Origin of the sequence: Bradyrhizobium sp. SZCCHNRI3043, assembly GCF_032377735.1 — a bacterium.
GTDB lineage: Bacteria > Pseudomonadota > Alphaproteobacteria > Rhizobiales > Xanthobacteraceae > Bradyrhizobium.
In genome coordinates, this window is the sequence record NZ_JAUHID010000006.1 from 307,313 (window position 1) to 333,305 (window position 25,993).

General features: G+C 65.9%; 20 protein-coding genes and 1 pseudogene. 15 read left to right on the forward strand and 6 right to left on the reverse strand.

Annotated features, from left to right (window positions below):
- Window positions 1-571: 571 nt before the first annotated feature.
- Window positions 572-997: a GFA family protein gene (locus QX124_RS16040; RefSeq protein WP_315739144.1), complete on the reverse strand. Its 426-nt coding sequence runs from the start codon at window positions 995-997 to the stop codon at window positions 572-574.
- A gap of 258 nt (window positions 998-1,255) precedes the next feature.
- On the opposite strand from QX124_RS16040, the gene QX124_RS16045 reads away from it, so the two are divergent.
- From QX124_RS16045 to QX124_RS16060, 4 genes are all read left to right on the forward strand, one after another.
- Window positions 1,256-2,461, forward strand: coding sequence for a CoA transferase (locus tag QX124_RS16045; protein ID WP_315797673.1), 1,206 nt, complete (start codon window positions 1,256-1,258; stop codon window positions 2,459-2,461).
- A gap of 4 nt (window positions 2,462-2,465) precedes the next feature.
- Window positions 2,466-3,632 (forward strand): acyl-CoA dehydrogenase family protein, encoded by a 1,167-nt coding sequence (locus QX124_RS16050; protein WP_315797674.1) that lies wholly within the window; start codon window positions 2,466-2,468, stop codon window positions 3,630-3,632.
- A 265-nt stretch (window positions 3,633-3,897) separates the two neighbouring features.
- On the forward strand, window positions 3,898-5,034 hold the full coding sequence (locus tag QX124_RS16055; RefSeq protein ID WP_315797675.1) for a thiolase family protein: 1,137 nt from the start codon (window positions 3,898-3,900) through the stop codon (window positions 5,032-5,034).
- The gene (locus QX124_RS16060; protein WP_315797676.1) at window positions 5,031-5,387 is read left to right on the forward strand and encodes a Zn-ribbon domain-containing OB-fold protein; all 357 of its coding nucleotides are present in this window, start codon (window positions 5,031-5,033) and stop codon (window positions 5,385-5,387) included. Before QX124_RS16055 ends, QX124_RS16060 begins: the two co-directional genes overlap by 4 nt.
- Window positions 5,388-6,061: 674 nt before the next feature.
- On the opposite strand, the gene glsA is transcribed toward QX124_RS16060, so the two are convergent.
- Entirely contained in the window at window positions 6,062-7,921 is a 1,860-nt protein-coding gene (gene glsA / locus QX124_RS16065; protein WP_315797677.1) for a glutaminase A, read from the reverse strand.
- 383 nt (window positions 7,922-8,304) lie between these two features.
- On the opposite strand from glsA, the gene QX124_RS16070 reads away from it, so the two are divergent.
- Window positions 8,305-9,291: an IclR family transcriptional regulator gene (locus QX124_RS16070; protein ID WP_315739150.1), complete on the forward strand. Its 987-nt coding sequence runs from the start codon at window positions 8,305-8,307 to the stop codon at window positions 9,289-9,291.
- Entirely contained in the window at window positions 9,221-10,780 is a 1,560-nt protein-coding gene (locus QX124_RS16075; RefSeq protein WP_315797678.1) for an acyl-CoA carboxylase subunit beta, read from the forward strand. Before QX124_RS16070 ends, QX124_RS16075 begins: the two co-directional genes overlap by 71 nt.
- A 10-nt stretch (window positions 10,781-10,790) precedes the next feature.
- On the opposite strand, the gene QX124_RS16080 is transcribed toward QX124_RS16075, so the two are convergent.
- The 3 genes from QX124_RS16080 to QX124_RS16090 all read right to left on the reverse strand — a co-directional run bounded on the left by QX124_RS16080 (window position 10,791) and on the right by QX124_RS16090 (window position 14,257).
- Window positions 10,791-12,074, reverse strand: coding sequence for an MFS transporter (locus QX124_RS16080; protein WP_315739152.1), 1,284 nt, complete (start codon window positions 12,072-12,074; stop codon window positions 10,791-10,793).
- Window positions 12,075-12,160: 86 nt separating this feature from the next.
- Window positions 12,161-13,348 (reverse strand): acetyl-CoA C-acyltransferase, encoded by a 1,188-nt coding sequence (locus tag QX124_RS16085; RefSeq protein WP_315797679.1) that lies wholly within the window; start codon window positions 13,346-13,348, stop codon window positions 12,161-12,163.
- Window positions 13,349-13,486: 138 nt separating this feature from the next.
- The gene (locus QX124_RS16090) at window positions 13,487-14,257 is read right to left on the reverse strand and encodes an enoyl-CoA hydratase (protein WP_315797680.1); all 771 of its coding nucleotides are present in this window, start codon (window positions 14,255-14,257) and stop codon (window positions 13,487-13,489) included.
- Window positions 14,258-14,412: 155 nt separating this feature from the next.
- Here QX124_RS16090 and QX124_RS16095 point away from each other — a divergent pair, with 155 nt between their 5' ends.
- The 9 genes and pseudogenes from QX124_RS16095 to QX124_RS16135 all read left to right on the forward strand — a co-directional run bounded on the left by QX124_RS16095 (window position 14,413) and on the right by QX124_RS16135 (window position 24,705).
- Complete coding sequence (locus QX124_RS16095; protein WP_315739155.1) at window positions 14,413-15,069, forward strand: TetR/AcrR family transcriptional regulator; 657 nt, start codon at window positions 14,413-14,415, stop codon at window positions 15,067-15,069.
- Window positions 15,070-15,251: 182 nt separating this feature from the next.
- Complete coding sequence (locus tag QX124_RS16100; RefSeq protein WP_315739156.1) at window positions 15,252-16,748, forward strand: CoA-acylating methylmalonate-semialdehyde dehydrogenase; 1,497 nt, start codon at window positions 15,252-15,254, stop codon at window positions 16,746-16,748.
- A 170-nt stretch (window positions 16,749-16,918) separates the two neighbouring features.
- Window positions 16,919-18,064, forward strand: a complete 1,146-nt coding sequence (locus tag QX124_RS16105) for an isobutyryl-CoA dehydrogenase (protein ID WP_315776854.1) — start codon at window positions 16,919-16,921, stop codon at window positions 18,062-18,064.
- Window positions 18,061-19,137 carry an enoyl-CoA hydratase/isomerase family protein gene (locus QX124_RS16110; RefSeq protein WP_315776853.1) on the forward strand — a complete coding sequence of 359 codons (1,077 nt, stop codon included), beginning with the start codon at window positions 18,061-18,063 and terminating at the stop codon, window positions 19,135-19,137. The genes QX124_RS16105 and QX124_RS16110 overlap by 4 nt, the downstream gene beginning before the upstream one ends.
- A 10-nt stretch (window positions 19,138-19,147) precedes the next feature.
- Window positions 19,148-20,056 (forward strand): annotated as a pseudogene (gene mmsB / locus QX124_RS16115) (3-hydroxyisobutyrate dehydrogenase); the annotation flags it as partial.
- On the forward strand, window positions 20,056-21,786 hold the full coding sequence (locus tag QX124_RS16120) for an AMP-binding protein (RefSeq protein WP_315797682.1): 1,731 nt from the start codon (window positions 20,056-20,058) through the stop codon (window positions 21,784-21,786). The pseudogene mmsB and the gene QX124_RS16120, both read left to right, overlap by 1 nt.
- Window positions 21,787-21,792: 6 nt before the next feature.
- Window positions 21,793-22,269, forward strand: coding sequence for a MaoC family dehydratase (locus QX124_RS16125; protein WP_315739161.1), 477 nt, complete (start codon window positions 21,793-21,795; stop codon window positions 22,267-22,269).
- 136 nt (window positions 22,270-22,405) lie between these two features.
- Window positions 22,406-23,323, forward strand: a complete 918-nt coding sequence (locus QX124_RS16130; protein WP_315797683.1) for an SDR family NAD(P)-dependent oxidoreductase — start codon at window positions 22,406-22,408, stop codon at window positions 23,321-23,323.
- Between the two features lie 155 nt (window positions 23,324-23,478).
- A complete protein-coding gene (locus QX124_RS16135; RefSeq protein WP_315797684.1) occupies window positions 23,479-24,705 on the forward strand; it encodes a TIGR03862 family flavoprotein in 1,227 nt (408 codons plus the stop codon).
- 141 nt (window positions 24,706-24,846) lie between these two features.
- Here QX124_RS16135 and QX124_RS16140 read toward each other — a convergent pair whose 3' ends face one another.
- Window positions 24,847-25,926 (reverse strand): D-TA family PLP-dependent enzyme, encoded by a 1,080-nt coding sequence (locus QX124_RS16140; RefSeq protein ID WP_315797685.1) that lies wholly within the window; start codon window positions 25,924-25,926, stop codon window positions 24,847-24,849.
- Window positions 25,927-25,993: the final 67 nt, after the last annotated feature.

A 25,993-nucleotide genomic window follows, 5' to 3' on the forward strand; every position in this document is an offset into this window, starting at 1 on the left:
CTTCGGGCCTATGGCTGCGTCGAGCGGCGAATTTCGCTTGTGCCTTCAGACTGATTTGCCCTGTCCAGTCCCCGTGCGAAAAATATTCATGTTTCGTTTTTACAGAAAATATGTTTCACTCCCGCCATCCTGCTTCGCCACGAGGGGCGCTTCGCGATCGTCACGAACGTTGAGGCAGGGAGGCGGTGGCCGCGACGTGTCGCAGCGTAGCTTGTCTGCGCGGACGAACGGCATGGCGCGGACGTGAAGTCGCGTGGTCCCGGCATCCCGACGCTGATGCCAAGCCTAAGGGGCATGATGATCCCAACGGCGACGGTGGCCAAAAGCCGGTGCACCGAGGAGATCGCGAAGTAAGCGTGAAAACCATCGCGCAGGGAAGGCCGGGTCGGTCCGGCTGAACCTGTGGTTCTCTCCCCGTGCTTTCTTTCGCACGGGGGCCACGGGTGCCAGTCGGCACCCGGCCTTCCCTGCGCCCTCTGTTTCGAAGGGGGCGGCTTCGATCAGCACAGCTCGGACAGATCCTGTCGCGAGGCCCCTGATGCTCGCGTGGTTGCTGGAAGCAGACCTTGCCTTACTCCGGCATCATCTCGCCGGAGCCGCCGAACTCGGCCGGGAAATCCTTCAGCTTCGGCAGGCCGTCCCTGATGGGCAGCACCGTTTCCGCGTAGTTGACGTGCACGCCGGGCGTGAACTTCAGCGTCGGAATCGTCGCGGCATAGACGTCGATCATGCCGAGCGGCGGGTGATCGGTCATCAGATGTCCGCCACACTTGGTGCAGTACTTGCGGTAGCTCATGTCGGTCTTGTGGTAGGTGCCGATCGCATCGGCGCCCTTTGTCACCCGCACGCTCTGTGGCTTCCACAGGGTGAAGGCGTTGACCGGGCCGGCCGACCAGGACCGGCACGACGAACAATGGCAATAGCCCATTGCCTCCGGCTCGCCGTCGGCCTCGATCTCGACCGTGCCGCAGAAGCATTTGCCCTGATAGAGCGTCATGAGAGCGTTCTCCCTCGTGTGTGTTCTGGATGTTGGACCGGCATGCTGACACACCTGAACGTCGAAATGGAATCCTAGAATGCAGCTCGCTGCAGGGAACATCTGGTGCAGCGCAGCGGTCCTCGTCCGTGATCCGCGACACGGAATGTTGCGGCGGGGGATCAGACGCATGGCCCCATACCCGCAGGTCCGCTTGCTAGGGAACATCAGGTGCCGTTAGCTCTGGCGACAACAAGGATCGAGGGAGCCGACGCCACGATGGGACCGCTTGCGGGCATCAAGGTCATCGACATGACCACCGTGCTGATGGGGCCGTATGCTGCCCAGACGCTCGGCGACTACGGCGCAGATGTCATCAAGGTGGAATCGCCGGAAGGAGACGTCACCCGCAAGATCGGCCCCTGGCACCATCCCGGCATGGGCCCGGTGTTCCTCAACACCAACCGCAGCAAGCGCGTGATCTGCCTCGACCTCAAGAAGCCCAGGGGACGCGAGGCCGCGCTGCGCATGGTCAAGGATGCCGACGTGCTGCTCTACAACATCCGGCCGCAGGCGATGGCGCGGCTGAACCTCGGCTATGACGTCGTCTCCGCGCTCAATCCGCGGCTGATCTATGCCGGCGTGTTCGGCTTCGGCCAGGACGGTCCCTATGCGGCCAAGCCCGCCTATGACGACCTGATCCAGGGTGGGGCGGCGCTGTCGCACCTGATGGCGGTCGCCGGTGACGGCACCCCGCGCTATGTACCCAATGCGCTGGTCGACCGCATCGTCGGCCTGACCGCGGTCGGCGCCATCTGCGCCAGCCTCGTGCATCGCGACCGCACCGGGCGCGGCCAACGTCTCGACGTGCCGATGTTCGAGACCATGTCGGCCTTCATCATGGGCGACCACATGGGCGGGCTCACCTACGAGCCGCCGCTCGACAAGGGCGGCTATGCGCGGCATTTGTCGCCCGACCGCCGGCCCTACAAGACCGCCGACGGCCATATCTGCGTGATCGTCTACAACGACAAGCAATGGGACGCATTCTTCACGGCGTCCGGCCGCACCGACCTGCGCGGGGATGACAGGTTCAACAGCTTTGCCAGACGTGCCGCCAACATCGATTTCGTCTATGCCGAGCTCGCGCGCATCTTCCAGACCCGCACCACGGCCGAATGGACCGATCTGCTGGACGACGCCGATATTCCGGTCATGCCGATGCACGATCTCGAAAGCCTGCTGAACGATCCGCACCTCGTGGCGACCGATTTCTTTCCCGTGGTCGAACATCCGACCGAAGGTCCGATCCGCAGCACCCGCGTCTCCGCGACCTGGTCCGAGACCAAGGCCGAGCCGCAGCTTCTGGCGGCGCGGCCGAACGAGCATGGCGCGCAGATTTTGCGCGAGCTTGGTTTCTCGGACGAGGAGATCGATGCCATGATCCGCGACGGCGTGACGACGCCGGCGCCAGCCAGGGAGTGAGACGATGGATTTCGCGCTCTCCGCCAACCAGGAATCGATCCGCGACGCGGTGGCAAGAATCTGCGCTGATTTCGACGACGCCTACTGGCTGAAGAAGGACAAGGAGGGCGGCTTCCCCTTCGACTTCCACAAGGCGCTGGCAGATGCCGGCTGGCTCGGCATCTGCATCCCCGAGGAGTATGGCGGCTCCAGCCTCGGCATTCTCGATGCTGCGATCATGATGCGCACTATCGCCGAATCCGGCGCCGGCATGTCCGGTGCCTCGGCGATCCACATGAACGTGTTCGGGCTCAATCCGGTCGTCGTGTTCGGGACTAAAGAGCAGTGCGCGCGGATGCTGCCGGGCATCGTCGATGGCAGCGAGAAGGCCTGCTTCGCGGTGACCGAGCCGAACACTGGCCTCAACACCACCCAGCTCAAGACGCGCGCCGTGCGCAAGGGCGACCGCTACATCGTCAACGGCCAGAAGGTGTGGATCTCGACCGCGCAGGTCGCCGAGAAGATTCTGCTGCTGGCGCGAACGACGCCCTTGGAGGAGGTGAAGCGCCCGACCCATGGGCTCAGCCTGTTCTACACGGATTTCGATCGCAGCCGGATCAAGGTGCACGAGATCGAGAAGATGGGCCGCAAGCCGGTCGACTCCAACGAGCTGTTCTTCGAGGATGTCGAGATCCCGGTCGAGGACCGCCTGGGCGAGGAGGGGCGGGGCTTCGACTACATTCTGCATGGGATGAACCCCGAGCGCATCCTGATTGCCGCCGAAGCCGTCGGGCTCGGTCATCTCGCGCTGTCACGTGCGAGCGCCTATGCGCGGACGCGCAACGTGTTCAACCGCCCGATCGGTCAGAACCAGGGCATCCAGCATCCCCTGGCGAAGAACTGGATGGAGCTGGAAGCCGCCTGGCTGATGGTGCTGCAGGCCGGCTGGCAATATGACCAGGGCATGGCGTGCGGCCCGGCCGCCAACGCCGCGAAATATCTCGCGGCAGAGGCCGGCTTTCACGCCTGCGAGCAGGCGGTGATGACCCATGGCGGCTTCGGCTACGCGCGCGAGTATCACGTCGAGCGTTACCTGCGCGAATCCCTGATCCCCCGCATCGCCCCGATCAGCCCGCAACTGATTTTGTCCTTCATCGCCGAGAAGGTCCTCGGCCTGCCCAAGTCGTATTGAGATGTCGTAGTGGGACGAGCCGGTATTGAGATGATGAACCATTCAGCTGTCAGGGACGAACGCTGCCTGCATTCCCTCCCCCCTTGTGGGGGAAGGGCAGGGAGGGGGGTACCCAGCAAAGATTCGTTGTGTGGCCGTCATTCCGGGGCGCGACGAAGTCGCGAACCCGGAATCTCGAGATTGTTTTGCGCATTCGTTTCTCAGCTCGAGATTCCGGGTTCATCGCTGCGCGATGCCCCGGAATGACGGCAGAGGGCATGGCGCGATGACCTATATCACCGGCACTGGCCTGACATCCTTCGGCCGGCACGACGGCCGCTCCTCGCTCGACCTGATGAGCATGGCGGCGCAACTGGCGCTCGATGATGCCGGGCTAAGGCGGCGCGACATCGACGGCATCCTGTGTGGCTATTCCACGGTGTCGCCGCACATCATGCTCGCGACCGTGTTCGCCGAGCATTTCGGCCTCACGCCGTCCTATGCTCACGCCGTCCAGGTCGGCGGCGCCACCGGGCTCGCGATGGTGATGCTGGCGCATCACCTGGTCGAGGCCGGCGTGGTCAAGCACATGCTCGTGGTCGCCGGCGAGAACCGCCTGACCGGGCAGAGCCGCGACGCCTCGATCCAGGCGCTGGCGCAGGTCGGCCATCCCGACTACGAGTTGCCGCTGGGGCCGACGATCCCCGCCTATTACGGCCTCGTTGCGTCGCGCTACATGCACGAATACGGCGTCACCGAGGAGGACCTCGCCGAATTCGCGGTGCTGATGCGCACGCATGCGCTGGATCATCCCGGCGCGCAGTTCCAAGAGCCGATCACGGTGGCCGACGTCATGGCATCGAAGCCGGTGGCGCGGCCGCTGAAGCTGCTCGACTGCTGTCCGGTCTCCGACGGCGGCGCCGCCATCATCATCAGCCGCGAGCCGACCGGAGCGATAGCAGTGCGCGTGCGCGGTTGCGCCCAGGCGCACACGCATCAGCACGTCACGGCGGCGCCGGCCCTGAGCGAGCTCGGTGCCGAAATCGCGATCAAAAAGGCCAAGGCGGCCGCAGGCGTCGAGATCGCCGACGTCGACTACGCCGCGGTCTATGACAGCTTCACGATCACGCTGTGCATGCTGCTCGAAGACCTTGGGCTCGCCGGCCGCGGCGAGGCGGCGGCGCGGGTCAGGGCCGGGAATTTCAGCCGTGACGGCGTGGTGCCTCTCAACACCCATGGCGGGCTCTTGAGCTATGGCCATTGCGGCGTCGGCGGCGCGATGGCGCATCTCAGCGAGGCACATCTGCAGATGACGGAGCGGGCGGGTCACCGTCAGGTGGGCGACGCCACGCTGACCTTGCTGCACGGCGATGGCGGCGTGCTGTCGTCGCATGTCAGCATGTTCTGGGAGCGGGTGCGATGAGCGAATCGGCAGACTGGACCAGGGGTGTTGCAACGATTCGCTTTCAGCGCTGCGCGTGCTGCGCCCACCTGCAGTATTTCCGCCGCGACTTCTGCGCGGCCTGCGGCTCGCTTGCGCTCACCGATCACGCGGCGACGGGCGAAGGCGCTATCTATGCGGCATCATTGGTCTGCCGGGCCGCGACTCCGGAGACGCGCGCGCATGTGCCCTACAACATCGTGCTGGTGGATATGCGTGAGGGCTTTCGCATGATGGCCCATGGCGACCACGAACTTGCGATCGGCGATTCGGTCGAAGCGCGCTTCGTCGCCTTTGCAGGCGGCACGGTGCCTTACTTCAGGAAGGCGAAATGACGATGGAGCGCCGCGCTATGACAGGACACGCCAAACGCAGGCGGCCGAGGCGGGACGATACGCATGACAAATTCGTCCCGACCCGGATCGCCGCGCGATTGACGCAAAACTGTTACGCTACGCTCACCAACTCAAACGCAACTCTACTCGGTCGTTCGCGTGAGCAATCAAGCTCACATTCCTACCTACGGGCGATGAAGAAACTGCGACGCAGAACCTCCAGACAGCCCTTCATCGCCCGTAGAACAGGACGCTGGCGATGACGATCATGGACGTCACCGCCAGCATATGCGCGAGTGCCTCCGACGTTGCCCTCTTAGTGGCTTCCTTCATGCCGTTCCTCCCTGGACACTGGACACGACTCTCCGTGGCGCAAATACACACGCTACGTCGGCTGGAATTTTACTCGGAACACCCCACTTCGACGTTCGCTTCGCGAGTCCCCACTCGGCGTTCATCGACGGTTCAGAACATCGTCGGGTAATGCGGCGTGAATTGGGCTCGCTTATGGTTGTCCTGCGACCGAGTCCCGGTAACGTTTAGGCGAGCCCGTACAAATACGAGTGATGCGAATTATCGACCGAAAGCCGTTAGTTACTGTGGATTGCAACCTTGAGTAATTGTTTGCTTCGACCGCGTGCGACACTTCGATGACGGACTTCGACGCACTGAGATCAGTCTGCCGCAAGCAAATTGAGCCGCGCATTGGCGACAGTCAGACGCTCGGCCAACAGCTGCGCCAGATTGCGCATGATCCGCTCGCCGGCTTTCGGATGTCGCACGCGGAAACGTTCGAAATCCACCAGCGAGATCTCGAAAGCGGTGGCCGAGAAATCCGCGACGACGTCGGCGGAGCGCACGGGCTCCAGCAGTGCCATCTCGCCGAAGCATTGCCCTGCCGTCAGCGTCGCGAGCCGGATGCCGTCGGGCAGGGTGACGTGGACGACGCCGGAGCGCAGGAAGAACAGCGAGGCCGCAGCATCGCCGGCCGCAAGGATGCGTTCGCCCTGCCGATAGTGCCGGATGATCGCCAGTGCCGCGAGCTCATGGCGCTCGTCCGCGGAGAGCCCCGCGAGCAGCGGCTGCTCGGCGAGCTCGGTGGTTTCGAGGAAATCGATGGCGCCGCCATAGCGATAGACGATCTGGTCCTCGGCCCATTCGATCGCGGTGTCGAGCAGGTAGAAGTCGCGCACGTTCTTGCTGTCGCCGGTACGGGCCGCGATCTCCTGCCATTCCGGCGAGCTGCGGCGGATGCCCGACAGCACGACGGTGACGTGGAAGTCGGCGAGCTCGTGAAACAGCTCGGAGAGCAGGCGCAGGCCTGCTTGTGTCATCGCGGTGACGCGGTGGAGGTCGACGATGACGAATTGCGGTCGCGTGCTCGCCGCAAGCTGGCGCGAGACGTAGTCGACGCTGGAAAGGGACAGCGTGCCGACCAGCTCGAGCACGCGCACCGCGTCGGGATGGGCGGTGAGGATGTTGCGCTCCTGAGCGCGGCGGCTGCGTCGCGACGGGTTGGCGCCGATGTCGTAGTCGGCGATGATCGTGGTGCGCGCATCGTCGGAACGGTTCAGCATGTGCAGGCCGTAATGCGCCGACAGCGCCTCGCAGACCTTGATGCCGCGCACGCTGTTGCCGTGACCGTCGAGCCTGGGCGAATAGCTGCCGAGCCCGAGCCGTGCCGGCAGGCTTGCCAGGATGCCGCCGCCGACGCCGCTCTTGGCGGGAATGCCGACGCGGTAGATCCACTCGCCGGCGAAGTCATACATGCCCGACGAGGTCATCACCGACAGCGTGCGCGACACGGCATAGGGCGTCACCACCTGCTCGCCGGTGACCGGATTGACGCCACGATTGGCGAGCGTGGCCGCCATGATCGCGCAGTCGCGCGCTGTGACGAGCACGGCGCATTGCCTGAAGTAGACCGCGAGCACGTCGTCGACAGGCTCCCTGATGACGTCGGACGTCCGCAGCAGATAGGCGATCGCGCGGTTGCGATCACCGGTGGCGGCTTCCGATGCGAACACCGCGTCGTCGACATCGAGCTTGCGGCCGGCGAAGCGGCCGAGCGCATCGCGGATGGTCTCGAAGGCGTCGTCGTGCCGTGCCCTGCGGATCAGGCCGCTGCAGGCGATCGCGCCGGCATTGACCATCGGATTGAACGGGTGGTTCTCGGCATTGAGCCGGATCGAATTGAAGGGGTCGCCCGACGGCTCGACGCCGATCACGCGCTCGACCTCGTCGGAGCCGAGCGTATCGAGCGCCAGCGCGAACACGAACGGTTTCGACATCGATTGAATCGTGAACGGCACGCGGCTGTCGCCGACCTCATAGACATGGCCGTCGAGCGTGGCGAGGCTGATGCCGAAATGCGTCGGGTCGGCTTTACCGAGCTCGGGAATGTAGTTCGCGACCGCGCCGTCGTGGTCAGGCCAGAAGTCGGCATGGCAGGCCGACAGGAAGCGCTGCAGCGGCGGCATCGCGGCCGTCGCCCAATGCTGCGGATGTCGGATCGGCCTCGGGTGGATGGTCATGGCAAGCTCGGCGGGAACAAGGTCTCGCGCTGGTTATGTCGCAGCCGCGAGGGCGCAGCCAGCCCACACTTGTCGCAACGCTGGTCAAATGTTGCCGTTGCTCACCGATTGAGCGGGTTTGCGGGCGCGATGACCGCTCCGTGTTGCCATGCGCGGGGACGATGCCGATCGAAAGCCAGCGCTGCGGTACCGCGCTTTGGAACCGGCGATGGTCGTCACGCCCGCATGCCGCTGGCCGTTGTCTAAGGATGCCGAGTCTTGTGCCAACACGCTGAAGAACGGCGGCTTTTAGAGACGGTCTACTGTTGTGACGGCAAAACGGCTGGGTTAGCTTGTTCAATAAGCGGAATATCATTCCGCATGACGGAATTGGTGGGAAACGCATGGGACGACGGTCTGAGCGATTGAGCAGGAGCAGCATGCTGCCCGGAGATCTTGCCGGCGAGGGCGAGGTCATTCAGGTGGTGTCGCGGGCGTTCGACGTGCTTCGCTGTTTCGAGGGGCACGAGGCGCGGCTCGGCAATCTCGAAATCTCCAACCGCTGCGGCCTGCCGCGGTCGACGGTGTCGCGGCTGACGCACACGCTGACGCGCATGGGCCAGCTGGTCTACCTGCCGCGCGATCAGAAATACCGCATCGGCCCGAGCGCCGTGGCGATGAGCACGTCGATGACCAGAGGCTTGCAGTTGCGCAATCTGATCCGGCAGCGGCTGCAGGACGTCGCCGAGCAGTTGCCCGGCACCGTCGGCTTCGTCATTCCCGACCGCTTCCACCTCGTCTATCTCGAGTTCGGCCGCGCCGCGAATGCGCTCGGCCTGCATGAGACCACGGGCAGCCGCATCTCGATGGCCTCGACCGCGGCCGGTCATGCCTATGTCGCCGCGCTCGAGCCGGAGGTCGGCGACGCCTTGCTGGCCGAGATGGAGCGCGAGATGCCGGACGCGGCCAAGCTGCTGCGGCCACGCCTCGAGCACAACAGACAGTTTCTCAAGGAGCATGGCTACGTCGTAGCCTGCGGCCTGTGGAGTCCGCACATCAATGGCGTCGCGCTGCCGCTGTGGTCGCCGCAATACCAGACTTATGTCGTGCTCACGATCGGCCTGTTGTCGGCGATGTACGACGAGCAGCGGCTGCACGACGAGGTCGCCCAGCCGATGCGCGAGCTCGGCCGCAGCATCGCCGCGCTGCTGCAGGGCGCGGAAGCCGACGTCTTCAACAGCCGGATGGACAGAAAGCCGCTCCAGGTGAACGCGAAGACCAACCATAAGAACAAGACCATCACCGGGGCAGGGGGAACGAATGAGTTGGCAGCCGGAGCTCGAGGAACTGGCCCGGCGCGAGGCCTTCGCGCGGGAGATGGGCGGGCCTGACAAGGTCAAGCGTCAGCACGACCAGGGCCGCCTCACCGTTCGCGAGCGCATCGACGGCGTCGTCGATCCCGGCAGCTTCCACGAGATCGGCGCGGTCTCAGGGATCGGCGAGTATGACGAGCAGGGCGAGCTCACGCATGTGACGCCCGCCAATTGCGTGTTCGGGCGCGGCCGCATCGACGGCCGCACCGTCGTCGTGGTCGGGGATGACTTCACCGTGCGCGGCGGCTCGGCCGACGCATCGATCGCCGCCAAGCCGCTGATGGCGGAGGAGATGGCGCACGACTTCCGCCTGCCCGTCATCCGCATCATCGAGGGCTCCGGCGGCGGCGGCTCGGTCAAGACGATCGAGACCAAGGGCGCGGCCAACCTGCCCGGCGGCATCGGCGGCAATCGCTGGTACCGCTACACGACCGAGAACATGTCGCTGGTGCCCGTGGTCGCGCTCGGCCTCGGCTCGGTCGCAGGGCTAGGCGCGGCGCGGCTCGCGGCGAGCCACTACTCGGTGATGACCAAGCAGTCGGCGATGTTCGTCGCCGGCCCGCCGGTCGTGAAGCGGCTGGGGCAGGACCTCGGCAAGATGGAGCTCGGTGGCGCCGACATCCAGACCCGCGCCGGCGGCGTCGATCATGCGGTGGACACCGAGGCGGAGGCGTTCGCCTGCGCGCGGCGCTTCCTGTCCTACCTGCCATCGTCGGTCTACGAGCTGCCGCCGACCTTGCCCTGCACCGATGACCCGCAGCGCGTCGACGAGCAGCTCATCAGCGCGGTGCCGCGGGATCGCCGGCGCGTCTACAAGATGCGGCCGATCATCGAGTCCGTCGTCGACAACGGCTCGTTCTTCGAGGTGACGCAGAACTATGGCCGTCCGATCATCATCGGCCTCGCGCGTCTCGAAGGCCGCGCGGTGATGGTGCTGGCGAGCGATCCCTATCACTATGGCGGCTCGTGGACCGCGGATGCCTGCCAGAAGGTGATCCGCTGGGTCGATTTCGCCGAGACCTTCCATCTGCCGATCGTCTACCTGATGGATTGCCCCGGCTTCATGGTCGGGCTCGAGGCGGAGAAGGCGGCGACCATCCGCCATGGCGTGCGCGCGATGGCCGCCGTCAATCAGTCGACGGTGCCGTGGTGCACGGTGATCGTGCGCAACAATTTCGGCGTCGCCGGTGTCGTGCATCAGCCAGCCGACCGGTTCTCGATCCGCTACGCCTGGCCGTCGGCCTATTGGGGCTCGCTGCCGCTCGAAGGCGGCATCGAGGCGGCCTATCGCGCCGAGATCGACGCCGCGCCCGACCCGAAAGCCAAGCTCAAGGAGATCGAGGATCGGCTGAACAAGCTGCGCTCGCCGTTCCGCTCGGCCGAGAAGTTCTGGGTCGAGGAGATCATCGACCCGCGCAAGACGCGCGCGCTGCTGTGCGAGTTTGCGCGCCTTGCCGAGCCGCTGCGCACGCCCGGGCCGCCCACGGCGATGACGACTCGGCCGTGAGCCGCTGATGTTAAGCCGCGGCGGGCTTCGCCTGCCGCGCGATCGCCAGCGCCAGGAGCGCGGCGACGATGCACAGTGCCCCCGCCGTGAAGAACGCCGGCAGGTAGCTCTGCAACAGAGTGCGCGACAGGCCGGCGCCGAACGCGGCGGTGCCGGCGCCGAGCTGATGTCCGGCGAACACCCAGCCGAACACCAGATTGGCCCGCTCGGCCCCAAACCGCTGCGCGGTCAGCCGCACCGTCGGCGGCACGGTGGCGATCCAGTCGAGGCCGTAGAACATCGCGAACAGCGACAGGCCGTAGAAAGAGAAGTCGGTGAACGGAAGGAACAGCAGCGAGAGCCCGCGCAAGCCGTAGTACCAGAACAACAGCCAGCGATTGTCGTACCGGTCCGACAGCCATCCCGAGACGATCGTGCCGACGAAGTCGAACATGCCCATCGCGGCGAGCAGGCTCGCCGCCTGCACCTGCGGAATGCCGAAGTCGAGGCACATCGGGATCAGATGCACCTGGACGAGGCCGTTGGTCGAGGCGCCACAGATGAAGAAGGTCGCGAACAGCATCCAGAACACCGGTGCGCGCGCCGCATCGCGGAGGGTGCCGAGCGCGGCGGCGAGGATCGGTGTGGTGACGGGCGCGGGTGCGGCGATCGGGTCGGTGCCCTTGTCGCCGAAGGGACGCAGGCCGAGATCGCTCGGGCGATCGCGCATCAGCAGCAGCACGGCGGTGGCGGAAACGCCGAGCATGACGCAGATGAGCCCGAGCGCGACGCGCCAGCCGAGCCGCTCGGTGAGGCTGGCGAGCAGCGGCAGGAACACCAGCTGTCCGGTGGCGACGCTGGCGGTGAGGATGCCGACGACGAGGCCGCGGCGCGCGACGAACCAGCGCGTCGCGATGGTGGCGCCCAGCACCAGCGCGGTCATGCCGGTGCCGATGCCGATCACGACGCCCCACAGCAGCACGAGGTGCCAGACATGGGTCATCGCCAACGACGAAAGCAGCGCGGTCACGACGATCAACTGGGCCAAAAGCGTGATGTTGCGCAGACCGTAGCGGTTGAGCAGGGCGGCGGCGAAGGGGGCCATCAGCCCGAACAGCACGAAGCGGATCGACAGTGCCGAGGAGATCTCCGCGGTGCTCCAGCCGAACTCCTGCTGGAGCGGCACGATGAACACGCCGGGTGCTCCCACCGTGCCGGCCGATACCAGGGCCGTGAAGAACGTTACGGCCACCATGATCCAGCCATAATGGATATTGCGCCGTTCGAGTGCTGCCGCGAGCCGGTTCGAGATCATGTGCTTCTCAGTTCGATGGGGATTTCGCGCCATTCTGCCAGGACGCCTCAACGACATAAATGGCTAAGTTCCCTCGTTTCAGGACATCAAGGTCGCTCTACGGCGATCGCAGTCGCCTCGCCGCCGCCGATGCATAGCGACGCCACGCCGCGCTTTAGTCCGCGGGCCTGCATCGCATGCAGCAGCGTCACGATCAGCCGCGCGCCGGTGGCGCCGATGGGATGGCCCAGCGCGCAGGCGCCGCCGTTGACGTTCAGCTGGTCACGCGCAATGCCAAGGTCGCGCTGCGCGGCCATCGCGACGATCGCAAACGCCTCGTTGATCTCGAACAGGTCGACATCCTCCACCCGCCAGCCGACCTTGTCGAGCAGCTTCCTGATCGCCGGAATCGGCGCGGTCGTGAACCATTGCGGCTCCTGGCTGTGCGTGGCGTGGCCCTTGATCTCCGCGATGATGGGCAGCCCGTCACGGTCCGCACGCGAGCGCTTGGCGAGCACGAGCGCTGCGGCACCATCCGCGTTCGCAGAGGACGCCGCGGGCGTGATAGTGCCGTCCTTGCGGAACGCCGGCTTCAGCGCCGGGATCTTCGCCGGATCGACCTTGAGCGGATGCTCGTCATTGACGACCAGGCGTGCGCCGGATTTCTCGACGAGCGTGATCGGCGCGATCTCGGCCTTGAACACGCCGCTCTCGACTGCCCTGCGCGCACGCGTCAGCGTCTCGACGGCGTAGGCGTCCTGATCGGCGCGGGTGAACTGATAGGCCTCGGCCGTCGCCTCGCCAAAATCGCCCATCGAGCGTCCGGTCTCATAGGCGTCCTCCAGGCCATCCAGCATCATGTGATCGAGGATCCGATCGTGGCCCGCGCGATAGCCGCCGCGCGCCTTGGTCAGCAGATACGGCGCGTTGCTCATGCTTTCCATGCCACCGGACACGACGAGGTCGGCAGAACCGGCCTGGATGATATCGTGCGCCAGCATCGTGGCCTTCATTCCAGAGCCGCAGACCTTGTTGATGGTGGTGGCGCCCGTGGCATCGGGCAGGCCGGCGCCCCGTGCCGCCTGCCGCGCCGGAGCCTGGCCCTGACCTGCAGGAAGCACGTTGCCCATGACAACCTCCGTGACCGCGTCGGGCGAAACGGCGGCGCGTTCGAGCGCGGATTTGATCACGTGCGCACCGAGCTTGTGCGCACTCAGCGGCGACAACTCGCCCATGAAGCGGCCGAGTGGAGTGCGGGCAGCGGACAGGATCACGACGGGATCGGACGAGGCCATGACAGGCTCCCTTAAAAAAAGATGATGATCATCATATAATGACATCGCGAAAAAGGAAACCCCGGCAATCGCGCTGAACTTGTCGTGAAGCTGGCGCGACACTGCCGGGATCCGCGAGACGAGACTTGGAGAAACTTGCTATCGCTTGCGGTCGATGAACTGCTGCATCAGCCGTTTCGGCTCGTCGGTCAGGAACGACCGTCCGAAGGCGCCGATCGATATCTCGACGGACTCCTTCAGCGGCAGCTCCTCCCATTGCCGCAGCAGAGCCTTCTGAGTCCGCAGCGCTTCGGGACCGCAGGCGAGCAGGGATGCCACGGCCTTCTCGACCGCGATGTCGAGCTCTCCCTCGGTGGCGACGGCATCGACAAGGCCCCAGGCGAGCGCCGTCGGCGCGTCGATCGTCTCGGCCGTCATCAGCAGCCAGCGCGTGCGGCCCCAGCCGATGAGACGCGGCAGCAACGCGGCATGAATGACCGAGGGGATGCCGACACGAACCTCGGGCATGCCGAACTTGGCATCAGGTGCCGCGACACGGATATCGCAGGCCGTTGCGACCTCCAATCCGCCACCCAGACACCACCCCGGCATCCGCGCAATCACGGGTGCAGGAAAATTTCGCACCGCATCGCAGAGCCCGGCAAGTCGCGAGATGAACGTTTCCGCCGAAGCCTGATCGAGCGTCGCCATCTCCTTGATGTCGGCGCCGCCGATCATGCTCTTCCCGCTTTCGCCGGCCAAAACGAGAACGCGAATGCCGGCTTCGGCGGCGAGCGATTGCAGGCCGGCTTCTATGTCGAGAATCGCCGCCGAACCGAGAATATTGAGCGGACCGGCATTGCAGATCGTCAGCCGGACCACGCCGCGGCCGTCACGACTCACGCCGCAGTGGGAATTGAGCATGTCCATGGTTGTCCTCGTCGGGTTCCTGGGCAAGGGAGAGTGTGCCGGGAATAAATCAGGCCAGCGAAGTTGATTTAGATCAACTCGAATTCATCAAATAGCTGCAGTCAGCAGGACGCAGAACTGTTATTGTATGACCGCAGACATTCAATGGGACGGCAATGCGTTACTCTCCGGAACACAAGGCGGAAACCCACGCGCGGATCGTGCGCAAGGCATCGGTGCGGCTGCGCGAGCGTGGTGCTCACGGTGTCGGGGTTGCCGACCTGATGAAGGAGGCCGGGCTGACTCATGGCGGCTTTTATGCGCATTTCGATTCGCGCGAGGCGCTGGTCGTGGAGGCGTTCGGTTATGCGATCGACCGTTCGATTGAGCATTGGCGCAAGCTGCTGGACCAACTGCCGCCGCAGAAGCGACTCGCGGCCATCGTCGACGGCTATCTGTCCGCGGCTCATCGCGACGATGTCGGTCACGGCTGCGCGGTTCCTGCGCTTGGAGCGGAAATCGCCCGCGAGAGCGCAAAGACCCGCAAGGCCTTTGCTGCGAAGCTGGAAGAGCTGATCGCCCTGTTCGCCGAGTACATCAGCGACGTGCCGGCCAAGACTGCGCGAAGGCGGGCTTCGGCGATGCTCGCGACGCTGATGGGGACGCTCGTGATGGCGCGACTCATGGGCAGCGGCGAATTGTCAGACGAAATCCTGAGCTCCGGGCGCGAGGTGGCGCTGGCTGTCGCCAGCGGCGGCGGGCCGGCGGGGAGGGCCCCTGCGCGGGCGCCCGCGAAAAGGCCCGTGAAGAAGGCGGCAGCCGCGAAGCGCTGATCCGTCGCGGCTCGGATGGTGGACGCAGCGCGCCACGCTGCAGGGTCTGCCGTGATCGTGCCGGCCGAGCGAAGGGGCGGCATTTTCGCAGCGCCGGGCAGCGCTTAGACCCTTCCCAAACGCCGCAAAGACTGCAAGATGCCGGCCAAATCGGCACTGCTTACCCCTGCGGAGGATACCCCATGCGTTCGATCGGTCATTTCATTGGCGGCAAAGAGGTCAAGGGCACGTCTGGACGGACGGCCGACGTCTTCGAGCCCATGACCGGCGACGTTCAGGCCAAGGTCGCGCTGGCCTCTCGCGCCGAGCTCCGTGCCGCTGTCGAGAACGCAAAGGCGGCGCAACCGGCCTGGGCCGCGACCAATCCGCAGCGCCGCGCCCGCGTGATGATGAAGTTCGTCGAACTCGTCCAGCGCGACTATGACCAGCTCGCCGATCTGCTTGCGCGGGAGCATGGTAAGACCGTCCCCGACGCCAAGGGCGATATCCAGCGCGGCCTGGAGGTCGCGGAGTTCGCCTGCGGCATTCCGCACCTGATGAAGGGCGAGTACACTGAGGGAGCCGGCCCCGGCATCGACATCTATTCGATGCGCCAGCCGCTCGGTGTCGTTGCCGGCATCACGCCGTTCAATTTCCCGGCGATGATTCCGATGTGGAAGTTTGCCCCTGCCATCGCCTGCGGCAATGCCTTCATCCTCAAGCCCTCGGAGCGCGATCCGGGCGTGCCGATGAAGCTCGCCGAGCTGATGATCGAGGCCGGGCTGCCGGCGGGCATCCTCAACGTCGTCAACGGCGACAAGGAGGCGGTCGACGCCATCCTCGAGGATCCGGACATCATGGCGATCGGCTTCGTCGGCTCGTCGCCGATCGCGCAGTACATCTATGAGCGCGCGGCTGCGCACGCCAAGCGCTGCCAGTGCTTCGGCGGCGCCAAGAACCACGCCATCATCATGCCGGACGCCGATCTCGACCAGGCGGTCGATGCGCTGATCGGCGCCGGCTACGGCTCGGCCGGCGAGCGCTGCATGGCGGTCTCGGTCGCCGTGCCCGTCGGCAAGACCACGGCCGACCGGCTGATGGAGAAGCTGATCCCGCGCGTTGAAAGCCTGAAGATCGGCACCTCGGTCGATCCCTCGGCCGATTTCGGTCCGCTGGTGACCCGCGAGGCGGTCGAGCGCGTCAAGAATTATGTCGATATTGGCCTCAAGGAAGGCGCGACGCTCGCCGTCGACGGCCGCGGCTTCAAGATGCAGGGCTACGAGAACGGCTTCTACATGGGCGGGTGTCTGTTCGACAACGTCACCAAGGACATGCGGATCTACAAGGAGGAGATCTTCGGCCCGGTGCTGTCGGTCGTGCGCGCCAAGGACTACGCCGAGGCGCTGGCGCTGCCGTCGGAGCATGATTACGGCAACGGCGTCGCGATCTTCACCCGCGATGGCGACGCGGCGCGCGACTTCGCGGCCAAGGTCAATGTCGGCATGGTCGGCATCAACGTGCCGATCCCGGTGCCGATCGCCTACTACACCTTCGGCGGCTGGAAGAAGTCCGGCTTCGGCGACCTCAACCAGCACGGTCCGGATTCGATCCGCTTCTACACCAAGACCAAGACCGTCACCTCGCGCTGGCCGTCCGGTGTCAAGGAAGGCGCGGAGTTCTCGATCCCGCTGATGAAGTGAGGTCGGGTCCGTTCGGACTCTCTCCTTCGTCATTGCGAGCGAAGCGAAGCAATCCAGGATCTTTCTGCAGAGGCAGTCTGGATTGCTTCGTCGCCTTCGGCTCCTCGCAATGACGGCGCATGAGGAAAGCGCAAAGACCAACAAACAAGACCAGGAAACGCGGAGAACGGATGCAGTTCGCTCTCGACGAGGATCAGATCGCGGTGCGCGACATGGCGCGCGCCTTCGCGGCCGAGAAGATTGCCCCGCATGCGCTGCGCTGGGACGAGGAGAAGCATTTTCCCGTCGATGTGATGCGGGAGGCGGCGGGCCTCGGCATGGGCGGCATCTACATCCGCGACGATGTCGGCGGCTCGGGTCTCAGCCGGCTCGATGCGGCGCTGATCTTCGAGGCGCTGGCGACGGGCTGCCCCACGGTGTCAGCCTTCATCTCGATCCACAACATGGCCTCGTGGATGATCGACACCTTCGGTACCGAGGCCCAGCGCCAGGCTTACCTGCCGAAGCTCTGCGCCATGGACCTGATCGCGAGCTACTGCCTGACTGAGCCGGGCGCGGGCTCCGATGCGGCGGCGCTGCGCACGCGCGCGGTGCGCGACGGCGACGACTACGTGCTCAACGGGCAGAAGCAGTTCATCTCCGGTGCCGGCGCCACCGATATCCTCGTCGCGATGGTGCGAACCGGCGCCGATGGTCCCGGAGGCATCTCCACGCTGGTGATCGACGCCAATGCCCCCGGCGTGTCGTTCGGCGCCAATGAGCGCAAGATGGGCTGGAATGCGCAGCCGACCCGGGCCGTGATCTTCGAGAATGCGCGGGTGCCGGTGGCCAACCGGCTGGGTGAGGAGGGCATTGGGTTCAAGATCGCGATGGCAGGGCTCGACGGCGGCCGTCTCAACATCGCCGCCTGCTCGCTCGGCGGCGCGCAGGCGGCGCTCGACAAGACGCTGGCCTATACGAAAGAGCGCAAGGCGTTCGGTAAGCGGCTCGACGAATTCCAGGCGCTGCAGTTTCGCATCGCCGACATGGCGATCGAGCTGGAGGCGGCGCGCACCTTCGTCTGGCGCGCGGCGGCTGCGCTCGACCGCAAGGATGCTGACGCGACCATGCTGTGCGCCATGGCCAAGCGCTTCGGGACCGATGTCGGCTTCGAGGTCGCCAACCAGGCGCTGCAGCTGCACGGCGGCTACGGCTATTTGAGCGAATACGGCATCGAGAAGATCGTCCGCGATCTGCGCGTGCACCAGATTCTCGAAGGCACCAACGAGATCATGCGCCTGATCGTGTCGCGCAAGCTGATCGAGGCGGCGCGATGAGCGAGGTCATCGAAGGCGACCTGATCATCCGCCGCGAAGGCTCGGCCGGCATCATCCGGCTGAATCGGCCGAAGGCGATCAACGCGATGACGCTGGAGATGTCGATGGGCATCGATGCCGCGCTGGATCAGTTCGAGGGCGATCCGGCCGTCGCAATTGTCGTGCTCGAAGGCGCGGGCGAGCGTGGACTTTGCGCGGGCGGCGACATCCGCGGGCTCTATGAGAGCTCGAAGACGAACGGCGATCTCGGCAAGGTGTTCTGGCGCCAGGAATACATCATGAACGCGCGCATCGGGGCGTTCCCAAAACCCTATGTCGCCTACATGGACGGGCTGGTGATGGGCGGCGGCGTCGGACTATCGGCGCATGGCCGTCACCGCATCGTGACCGAGAAGACCAAGCTCGCGATGCCGGAAGTCGGCCTCGGCTTCTTTCCCGACGTCGGCGGCACCTGGCTCTTGTCGCGCGCGCCTGGCGAACTCGGCGCCTATTTCGGCCTGACCGGGCAGACCATGAACGGGCCCGATGCGATCCATGCGCGCTTTGCCGATGCCGTGGTGCCGACCGAGAAATGGCCGGCGCTGCGCGAGGTCCTGACCAAAGTCAGGCCGGGCACGCTGTCGATCGAGATCGACCGGCTGATCGCCGGCTTCGCGACGTCGGAGACGGCCGGCCCGGTGGCGGCGCAGCAGGCGAAGATCGACGCGTGGTTCGCCCATGACAGCATGCACGACATCTTTACCGCGCTGAGAGCGGACGGCTCGGAGCTCGCGTTGGCGACGCTGAAGACGCTGAAGGAGAAGTCGCCGCGCGGCATGGTCGTGACGCTCAAGCTGCTGCGACTGGCACGCGGTGCGGCGTCCCTGGAGGAATGCCTGGTGCGCGAGTATCGTGCGGCGCTCGAAGTGTTCCGCAGCGACGATTTCCGCGAGGGCGTGCGTGCGGCGATCATCGACAAGGACCGCAATCCCAGATGGTCGCCGCCTGATGTTGATCAGGTGACACCGGAGATGCTGGCGCCATATCTCGCCGAGATCGGCGCCGACGAGCTGACCTTTCCGCAGAGCAAATAACAATCAGGTCGAGGGGAGAGAACGAACCATGGCAACGATCGCATTCATCGGCCTCGGCAACATGGGCGGACCAATGGCCGCCAACCTGGTCAAGGCCGGCCACAAGGTGGTCGCGTTCGATCTGGTCGAGGCCTCGCGCGTCCAGGCCAGGGCCGATGGCGCCGAAATCGCCGACAGCGCCGTCGCCGCGGCCAAAAGCGCCGATGCCGTCGTCACCATGCTGCCGGCCGGCAAGCATGTGCTGGCGGTCTGGACCGAGGTCGTGCCGGCAATGACGAAGGGCGCGCTGATCATCGATTCCTCGACCATCGACGTCGAGAGCGCGCGCGCCGCGCATGCGCTGGCCGCCAAGCACGGCATCGCCGCCGTGGACGCGCCGGTGTCCGGGGGCACCGGCGGCGCCAAGGCCGCAACGCTCACCTTCATGTGCGGCGGCGAGGAAAGCGCCTTCGCCACGGCCAAGCCGATCCTGGAGAAGATGGGCAAGAAGATCGTCCATTGCGGCGGCGCAGGCGCCGGGCAGGCGGCCAAGATCTGCAACAACATGATCCTTGGCATTTCGATGATCGCGGTGAGCGAGGCCTTTGCGCTCGGCGAAAAGCTCGGCCTGTCGCATCAGGCGCTGTTCGACGTCGCCTCGACCTCGTCAGGACAGTGCTGGTCACTGACATCCTATTGCCCGGTGCCGGGCCCGGTGCCGGCCTCGCCCGCCAACAACGACTACAAGCCCGGTTTTGCGACGGCGCTGATGCTGAAGGACCTCACGCTGTCGCAGGACGCCGCCAAGGCGGCCGGCGCGGCGACGCCGCTCGGGCAGCACGCGCAGGAGATCTACAAGGCATTTGAGGCCGCCGGCCATGGCGGCGTCGACTTTTCAGGGATCATTCAGCACGTCCGCAAGCTCGCCGGGACCATCTGATGACGACATTCAAGGACGCACGCGCGTTTCTGCTGGCGCATCGCACCGACTACGATGCGGCCGTGAAGGGTTTTCGCTGGCCCGATCCCGTCCCGTTCAACTGGGCGCTCGACTGGTTCGATGCCGAACTCGCATCTGATCCGCAGAGTCGCGAGCGGACGGCGCTATGGATCTTCGATGCCGCGCAGGACCGCCAGACCAAGCTGTCCTTTGCCGCGCTGTCGCGCCGCTCCAACCAGGTCGCGAACTTCCTGCGCGCGCAGGGGCTGAAGCGTGGGGACCATCTGCTGCTGCTGCTCGGCAACGTCGTTCCGCTGTGGGAGACGATGCTGGCGGCGATAAAGCTCGGCGTCGTCGTGATCCCCGCGACCACGCTGCTGACGACCGACGAGCTGCGCGATCGTCTGGAGCGCGGCCGCGCCAAGGCCGTGGTCGCCGCGCAGGACCAGGTGGCGAAGTTCGCCGATCTCGGCGCCGATGATCTCGTCCGCGTCGTCGTCGGCGCGCCGGCAGCGCCTGCCGGCTGGCTGCCGTTCGAGCAGGCGGCCGACGCGGCCGAGGCGTTCACGCCGGATGGGCCGACGCAGCCGGATGATCCGATGCTGCTGTATTTCACCTCGGGCACCACGGCCAAGCCGAAGCTGGTGCGGCACAGCCACCGCAGCTATCCGGTCGGCCATCTCTCGACGATGTACTGGCTCGGCCTGCAGCCGGGCGACGTGCATCTCAACATCTCCTCGCCGGGCTGGGCCAAGCATGCCTGGAGCTGCTTCTTCTCGCCCTGGAATGCCGGCGCCACGGTATTCGTGGTCAATCAGCCGCGCTTCGACGCCAAGGGGCTGCTCGCGATCATCAAACGCTGCGGCGTCACGACGCTGTGCGCGCCACCCACGGTGTGGCGGCTGTTCATCCAGGAGCACCTCGCCGACTTCAAGGTCTCGTTGCGCGAGGCCTGCGGCGCCGGCGAGCCGCTCAATCCGGAGGTGATCGATCAGGTGCGTGCCGCCTGGGGGCTGACGATTCGCGACGGCTATGGCCAGACCGAAACCGCGGCCATCGTCGGCAACTCGCCGGGCCAGAAACTGAAGATCGGCTCGATGGGCCGGCCGCTGCCGGGCTATCGCGTCGAGGTCGCCGACATCGACGGCAATCTCGCCAGTGAAGGCGAGATCACGCTGGCGCTCACCGGCGAGCGTCCGGCCGGCCTGATGCAGGGCTATCAGGGCGACGACGGTAAGCTGTCCGGCGCCGATGGCACGCGCTACCGCACGGGTGACGTCGTGTTCCAGGACGGCGACGGCTATCTCACCTTCGTCGGGCGCTCCGACGACGTGTTCAAATCGTCCGACTACCGCATCTCGCCGTTCGAGCTGGAAAGCGTGCTGCTGGAGCATGAGGCCGTCGCCGAGGCTGCCGTTGTGCCGTCTCCGGATCCCATCCGTCTCGCCATCCCGAAAGCCTATGTGTTGCTGACGGCCGGCGCGGAGCGCTCGCGCGCCACGGCGCTGTCGATCTTCGTGCATCTTCAGGCGCGGCTGGCGCCGTTCAAGCGCATCCGCCGGCTCGAGCTCGTGAGCGAGCTGCCGAAGACGATCTCCGGAAAGATCCGCCGCGTGCAGCTGCGCCGGCTGGAGCATGAGGACGACCGCACGGATCATCTGCGCGGCACGGAGTTCAAGGAAGAGGATTTCCCGGAGCTGAAGACCAGGCCGTCCGGGCACGAGGTGTAGGAACGCATGAACCAGATCTGGAAGAAGCCGCCGATTTCGCTCGCAGCCTATCAGGCCATGGTGGGCCAGGAGATCGGCGTGTCATCGTGGCACGTGCTCGATCAACAGCGCATAGACACCTATGCCGATGTGATCGAGGATCATCAGTTCATCCATGTCGATCCGGAGAAAGCCAAGGCGACGCCGTTCGGCACCACGATCGCGCACGGTTTTCTGACGATGTCGCTGCTGTCGGTGATGTCCTACGAGGTGATGCCGGCGATCGAGGGCACGGCGATGGGCGTCAATTACGGCTTCGACAAGCTGCGCTTCATCTCGCCGGTGAAATCGGGAAAACGCGTGCGCGGCCGCTTCGTGCTGGCGGAAGCCACGCTGCGCAAGCCCAAGGAATTGCAGTCGCGCACCAATGTCACGGTCGAGATCGAAGGCGAGGACAAACCCGCGCTGGTCGCCGACTGGATCGGACTGATCTATCTCAGCTAACTCTCTTCGTCCCAACCCACCCCTCGTCATCGCCGGGCTTGACCCGGCGATCCAACAAAACTGAGAGTTTTTCGAAGTGGATGGATGCCCGGGTCAAGCCCGGGCATGACGAGCCTAGAACCTAGGACACAGCAACATGGCAATCAGATTTGACGGACGCGTCGCCATCGTCACCGGCGCAGGCAATGGTCTCGGACGCGCGCATGCGCTGGGATTGGCGAACCGCGGCGCCAAGGTCGTGGTCAATGATTTCGGTGGCACGCGCGACGGCACCGGCGGCTCGATGACTGCGGCGGAGACGGTGGTCGAGGAGATCCGCAAAGCCGGCGGCACCGCGATCGCCGACGGCGCCGACGTCTCGAATTTCGAGCAGGTCACTGCGATGGTCGAGCGCGCCACGAAGGAGTGGGGCAGCGTCGACATCATGTGCGCCAATGCCGGCATCCTGCGCGACAAGTCGTTCGGCAAGATGGAGGTGGCGGATTTCGCCAAGGTGCTCGACGTGCATCTGGTCGGCAGCTTCTACTGCTGCAAGGCGGTGTGGAACGGCATGCGCGAGCGCAACTACGGCCGCATCGTGCTGACGACCTCGTCCTCGGGCCTGTTCGGCAATTTCGGGCAGGCCAACTACGGCGCGGCCAAGACCGGCATGGTCGGCCTCATGAACGTGCTGGCGGAGGAGGGCCGCAAGACCAACATCCGCGTCAACATCATCTCGCCGACGGCGGCGACGCGCATGACGGAGGAACTGCTGCCACCGCAGGCGCTGCAGCTGATGAAGCCGGAATCGATCACGCCCGCGGTGGAGTATCTGCTGAGCGAGGACGCGCCGACCCGGACCATCATGGGCGCGGGTGCCGGCTCCTTCGCGGTGATCAGGATCCTGGAGAGCGAGGGCATCAACCTGCCGCCGGAGGAATGGACGCCGGACGCGATCGCCGCGCATTTTGCCGAGATCAGCGACATGTCGAAGGCGAGGGCGCTGCAGGGCGCATTCGAGCAGACGCAGAAATATGTCGGTCAGGCCGCCGCGCGGCTGGGGATCAAGCTGTAAGACACGATGCCCGGGTCGAACTCCGCCGTCATGGCCGGGCTTGACCCGGCCATCCACGTCTTTGGCACTGAATGCGTGGAGAGGCGTGGATGCCCGGGTCAAGCCCGGGCATGACGACCTTTTGCTCGGCGACCTGCTCGGCCTAGATTGGCGCCATGTCCTCTTCAAACCAAGTCGCCGTCATCGGAGCCGGCCCGGCCGGGCTGATGGCGGCCGAGGTGTTGGCCGAGGGCGGTGCGGCCGTGACCGTCTACGACGCCATGCCGTCGGTCGCGCGTAAGTTTCTGATGGCCGGTCGCGGCGGCCTCAACCTCACCCATAGCGAAGAGCTGCCCGCCTTCCTGGCGCGCTACCGCGAGGCGGCGGCGTGGCTTGAGCCGGCGATCCGCGTGTTCCCGCCGCAGCGGCTGCGCGACTGGTGCGAGGCGCTGGGCGAGCCGACCTTCGTCGGCTCCTCCGGCCGCGTGTTTCCGAGGGCAATGAAGGCCTCGCCGCTGCTGCGCGCGTGGCTGCGCCGCCTCGATGCGCAGGGCGTGCGCGTCGAGTTGCGGCATCGCTGGACCGGCTGGGACGCGGACGGACATCTCACATTCGAAACGCCGGCGGGAGCGCGCGCGGTCGCCGCTGACGCTGTCGTGCTCGCGCTCGGCGGCGCCTCTTGGCCGCGGCTCGGGTCCGACGGCGGCTGGGTGCCGATCCTGGCGGCGAAGGGCGTCGCGATCGCGCCGCTGCGGCCGGCCAATTGCGGCTTCACCGTCGCCTGGTCAGACATCTTCCGCGATCGCTTCGAGGGCCAGCCGCTGAAGGGCATCGCGCTGTCGTTCGGTGATCGCGGCGTGCGCGGGGAGGCTGTCGTCACGCGCGATGGCATCGAGGGCGGCGCCGTTTATGCGCTGTCGGCCGAGCTGCGCGAGGCGATCGCGCTGACAGGGGGGGCGATCCTGCACGTCGCGCTGCGGCCCGACCTCGCGACAGCCGATCTCATCACGCGGCTCTCGGCACCGCGCGGCAAGCAGTCGTTCTCGAACGTGCTGCGCAAGGCGGTGCAGTTGTCGCCGGTGGCGATCGGGCTGCTGCAGGAGGCGGCCAAGGCGCACGGCCTGGCGTTGTCGTCGCTGCCGCCGGAGCGTCTCGCGACGCTGATCAATGCCGTGCCGCTGAAGCTGACGGGCACCGCCGGACTCGCCCGCGCCATCTCCAGCGCCGGCGGCATCGCGCATGGCGAGCTCGACGCCGATTACATGCTCAAACGCCTGCCCGGTGTGTTCGCCGCCGGCGAGATGCTCGATTGGGAAGCCCCGACCGGCGGCTATCTGCTGCAAGCCTCGTTCGCGACCGGGGCCGCCGCGGGCAGGGGCGTCTTGAAGCGGCTCGAATTGTAGGGTGGCCAAAGCGAAGCGTGCCCACCATTGGCATTCGTACAAGAACGCGGTGGGCACGACGCTTCGCGCCTTTGCCCACCCTACAGATTTCTCGTCATCGTCGCTTCGCTCCTCGCAGTGACGCTGCGAGAGAGCTTCGTCCTACCGCAGCTTGCCCCGCGCCGCGACCGGCAACGTGCCCAGGATCTCCTCGCCGCGGACCGTCACGACCTCGTCCATCATGTTGACGACGACGCAGACGTGGTTGGGGATGATGCGCACGACGTCGCCGACATTGGGGCGGGTGTTGCTGCGGGAGAGATCGAGGAAGCCGTGCTCCTCGGCGAAGCGGGCGATCTTCGCTTCCGGGTGCTCCAGGATCAGGCCGTGGCCGTCGAGGCCGCCGGTGTCGGTCGTCAGCGTCTTCGAGCCGGCGTCGAGGATGCCGCGCTCGGGCGCGGCGCGGCTGACGACGGTGGAGTAGATGTGCAGCGCGCAGTCGTCCCAGGTCGCGACCCCGGCGGCGACCTGCATGCGGTCGTTGTAGATGTAGGTGCCGGGCCGGTGCTCGGTGGCGCCCTTGAGCTTGCCGAGATTCTTCAGGTTGGGCGAGCCGCCGGTCGAGACGATGGCAGCCTCCAGCCCTTCGGCGCGAACGCCGGCCAGGGCCTCGTCATAGAAGCGCTGCGCCTCGTCCCAGCCGGTCTCGGTCGGATACAGCATGAAGCCGGCGAAGCGCAGGCCGTCTGACGCTGCGATCTGGCGCGCGAGCTGGATCGCTTCCGTCGGCGTCTCGACGCCGGCGCGCTTGCGCCCGGTGTCGCATTCGACCACGACCGACAGCGTGCAGCCGGATTGCTTTGCCGCCTGCGGCAGGCCGGAGATCACGGTCGCGTTGTCGGCGGCAACCGTCATGTTGGCCTTGGCTTGCAGCGCGGCGAGGCGCGCCATCTTTTCCTCGCCGATCAGGTTGTAGCTGATCAGGATATCGGCGATGCCGGCATCCGCCATGATCTCAGCCTCGCCGATCTTCTGGCAGGTGATGCCCTGCGCGCCCGCCTCGATCTGCAGCTTGGCAAGCACCGGGCTCTTGTGGGTCTTGATGTGCGGGCGGTTGGCGACGCCGGCGGCTTCGCATTGCGTCTGGATGCGCGCGATGTTGCGCTCAACTCTGTCCATGTCGATGACGGCGCAGGGCGTGCCGTAGTCCCTGGCGATCTTGGCGGCGAGCGGGGTGGTCATGTCATTTACTCCATATAGCCGTCATTGCGAGGAGCGAAGCGACGAAGCAATCCAGAGTCACGACTGC

What these genes read in the sequence shown, in the direction of transcription:
- QX124_RS16040 (WP_315739144.1), bottom strand. Translation starts at nt 997, where the DNA reads ATGACGCTCTATCAGGGCAAATGCTTCTGCGGCACGGTCGAGATCGAG.
- QX124_RS16045 (WP_315797673.1), top strand. Translation starts at nt 1,256, where the DNA reads ATGGGACCGCTTGCGGGCATCAAGGTCATCGACATGACCACCGTGCTG.
- QX124_RS16050 (WP_315797674.1), top strand. Translation starts at nt 2,466, where the DNA reads ATGGATTTCGCGCTCTCCGCCAACCAGGAATCGATCCGCGACGCGGTG.
- QX124_RS16055 (WP_315797675.1), top strand. Translation starts at nt 3,898, where the DNA reads ATGACCTATATCACCGGCACTGGCCTGACATCCTTCGGCCGGCACGAC.
- QX124_RS16060 (WP_315797676.1), top strand. Translation starts at nt 5,031, where the DNA reads ATGAGCGAATCGGCAGACTGGACCAGGGGTGTTGCAACGATTCGCTTT.
- glsA (WP_315797677.1), bottom strand. Translation starts at nt 7,921, where the DNA reads ATGACCATCCACCCGAGGCCGATCCGACATCCGCAGCATTGGGCGACG.
- QX124_RS16070 (WP_315739150.1), top strand. Translation starts at nt 8,305, where the DNA reads ATGGGACGACGGTCTGAGCGATTGAGCAGGAGCAGCATGCTGCCCGGA.
- QX124_RS16075 (WP_315797678.1), top strand. Translation starts at nt 9,221, where the DNA reads ATGAGTTGGCAGCCGGAGCTCGAGGAACTGGCCCGGCGCGAGGCCTTC.
- QX124_RS16080 (WP_315739152.1), bottom strand. Translation starts at nt 12,074, where the DNA reads ATGATCTCGAACCGGCTCGCGGCAGCACTCGAACGGCGCAATATCCAT.
- QX124_RS16085 (WP_315797679.1), bottom strand. Translation starts at nt 13,348, where the DNA reads ATGGCCTCGTCCGATCCCGTCGTGATCCTGTCCGCTGCCCGCACTCCA.
- QX124_RS16090 (WP_315797680.1), bottom strand. Translation starts at nt 14,257, where the DNA reads ATGGACATGCTCAATTCCCACTGCGGCGTGAGTCGTGACGGCCGCGGC.
- QX124_RS16095 (WP_315739155.1), top strand. Translation starts at nt 14,413, where the DNA reads ATGCGTTACTCTCCGGAACACAAGGCGGAAACCCACGCGCGGATCGTG.
- QX124_RS16100 (WP_315739156.1), top strand. Translation starts at nt 15,252, where the DNA reads ATGCGTTCGATCGGTCATTTCATTGGCGGCAAAGAGGTCAAGGGCACG.
- QX124_RS16105 (WP_315776854.1), top strand. Translation starts at nt 16,919, where the DNA reads ATGCAGTTCGCTCTCGACGAGGATCAGATCGCGGTGCGCGACATGGCG.
- QX124_RS16110 (WP_315776853.1), top strand. Translation starts at nt 18,061, where the DNA reads ATGAGCGAGGTCATCGAAGGCGACCTGATCATCCGCCGCGAAGGCTCG.
- QX124_RS16120 (WP_315797682.1), top strand. Translation starts at nt 20,056, where the DNA reads ATGACGACATTCAAGGACGCACGCGCGTTTCTGCTGGCGCATCGCACC.
- QX124_RS16125 (WP_315739161.1), top strand. Translation starts at nt 21,793, where the DNA reads ATGAACCAGATCTGGAAGAAGCCGCCGATTTCGCTCGCAGCCTATCAG.
- QX124_RS16130 (WP_315797683.1), top strand. Translation starts at nt 22,406, where the DNA reads ATGGCAATCAGATTTGACGGACGCGTCGCCATCGTCACCGGCGCAGGC.
- QX124_RS16135 (WP_315797684.1), top strand. Translation starts at nt 23,479, where the DNA reads ATGTCCTCTTCAAACCAAGTCGCCGTCATCGGAGCCGGCCCGGCCGGG.
- QX124_RS16140 (WP_315797685.1), bottom strand. Translation starts at nt 25,926, where the DNA reads ATGACCACCCCGCTCGCCGCCAAGATCGCCAGGGACTACGGCACGCCC.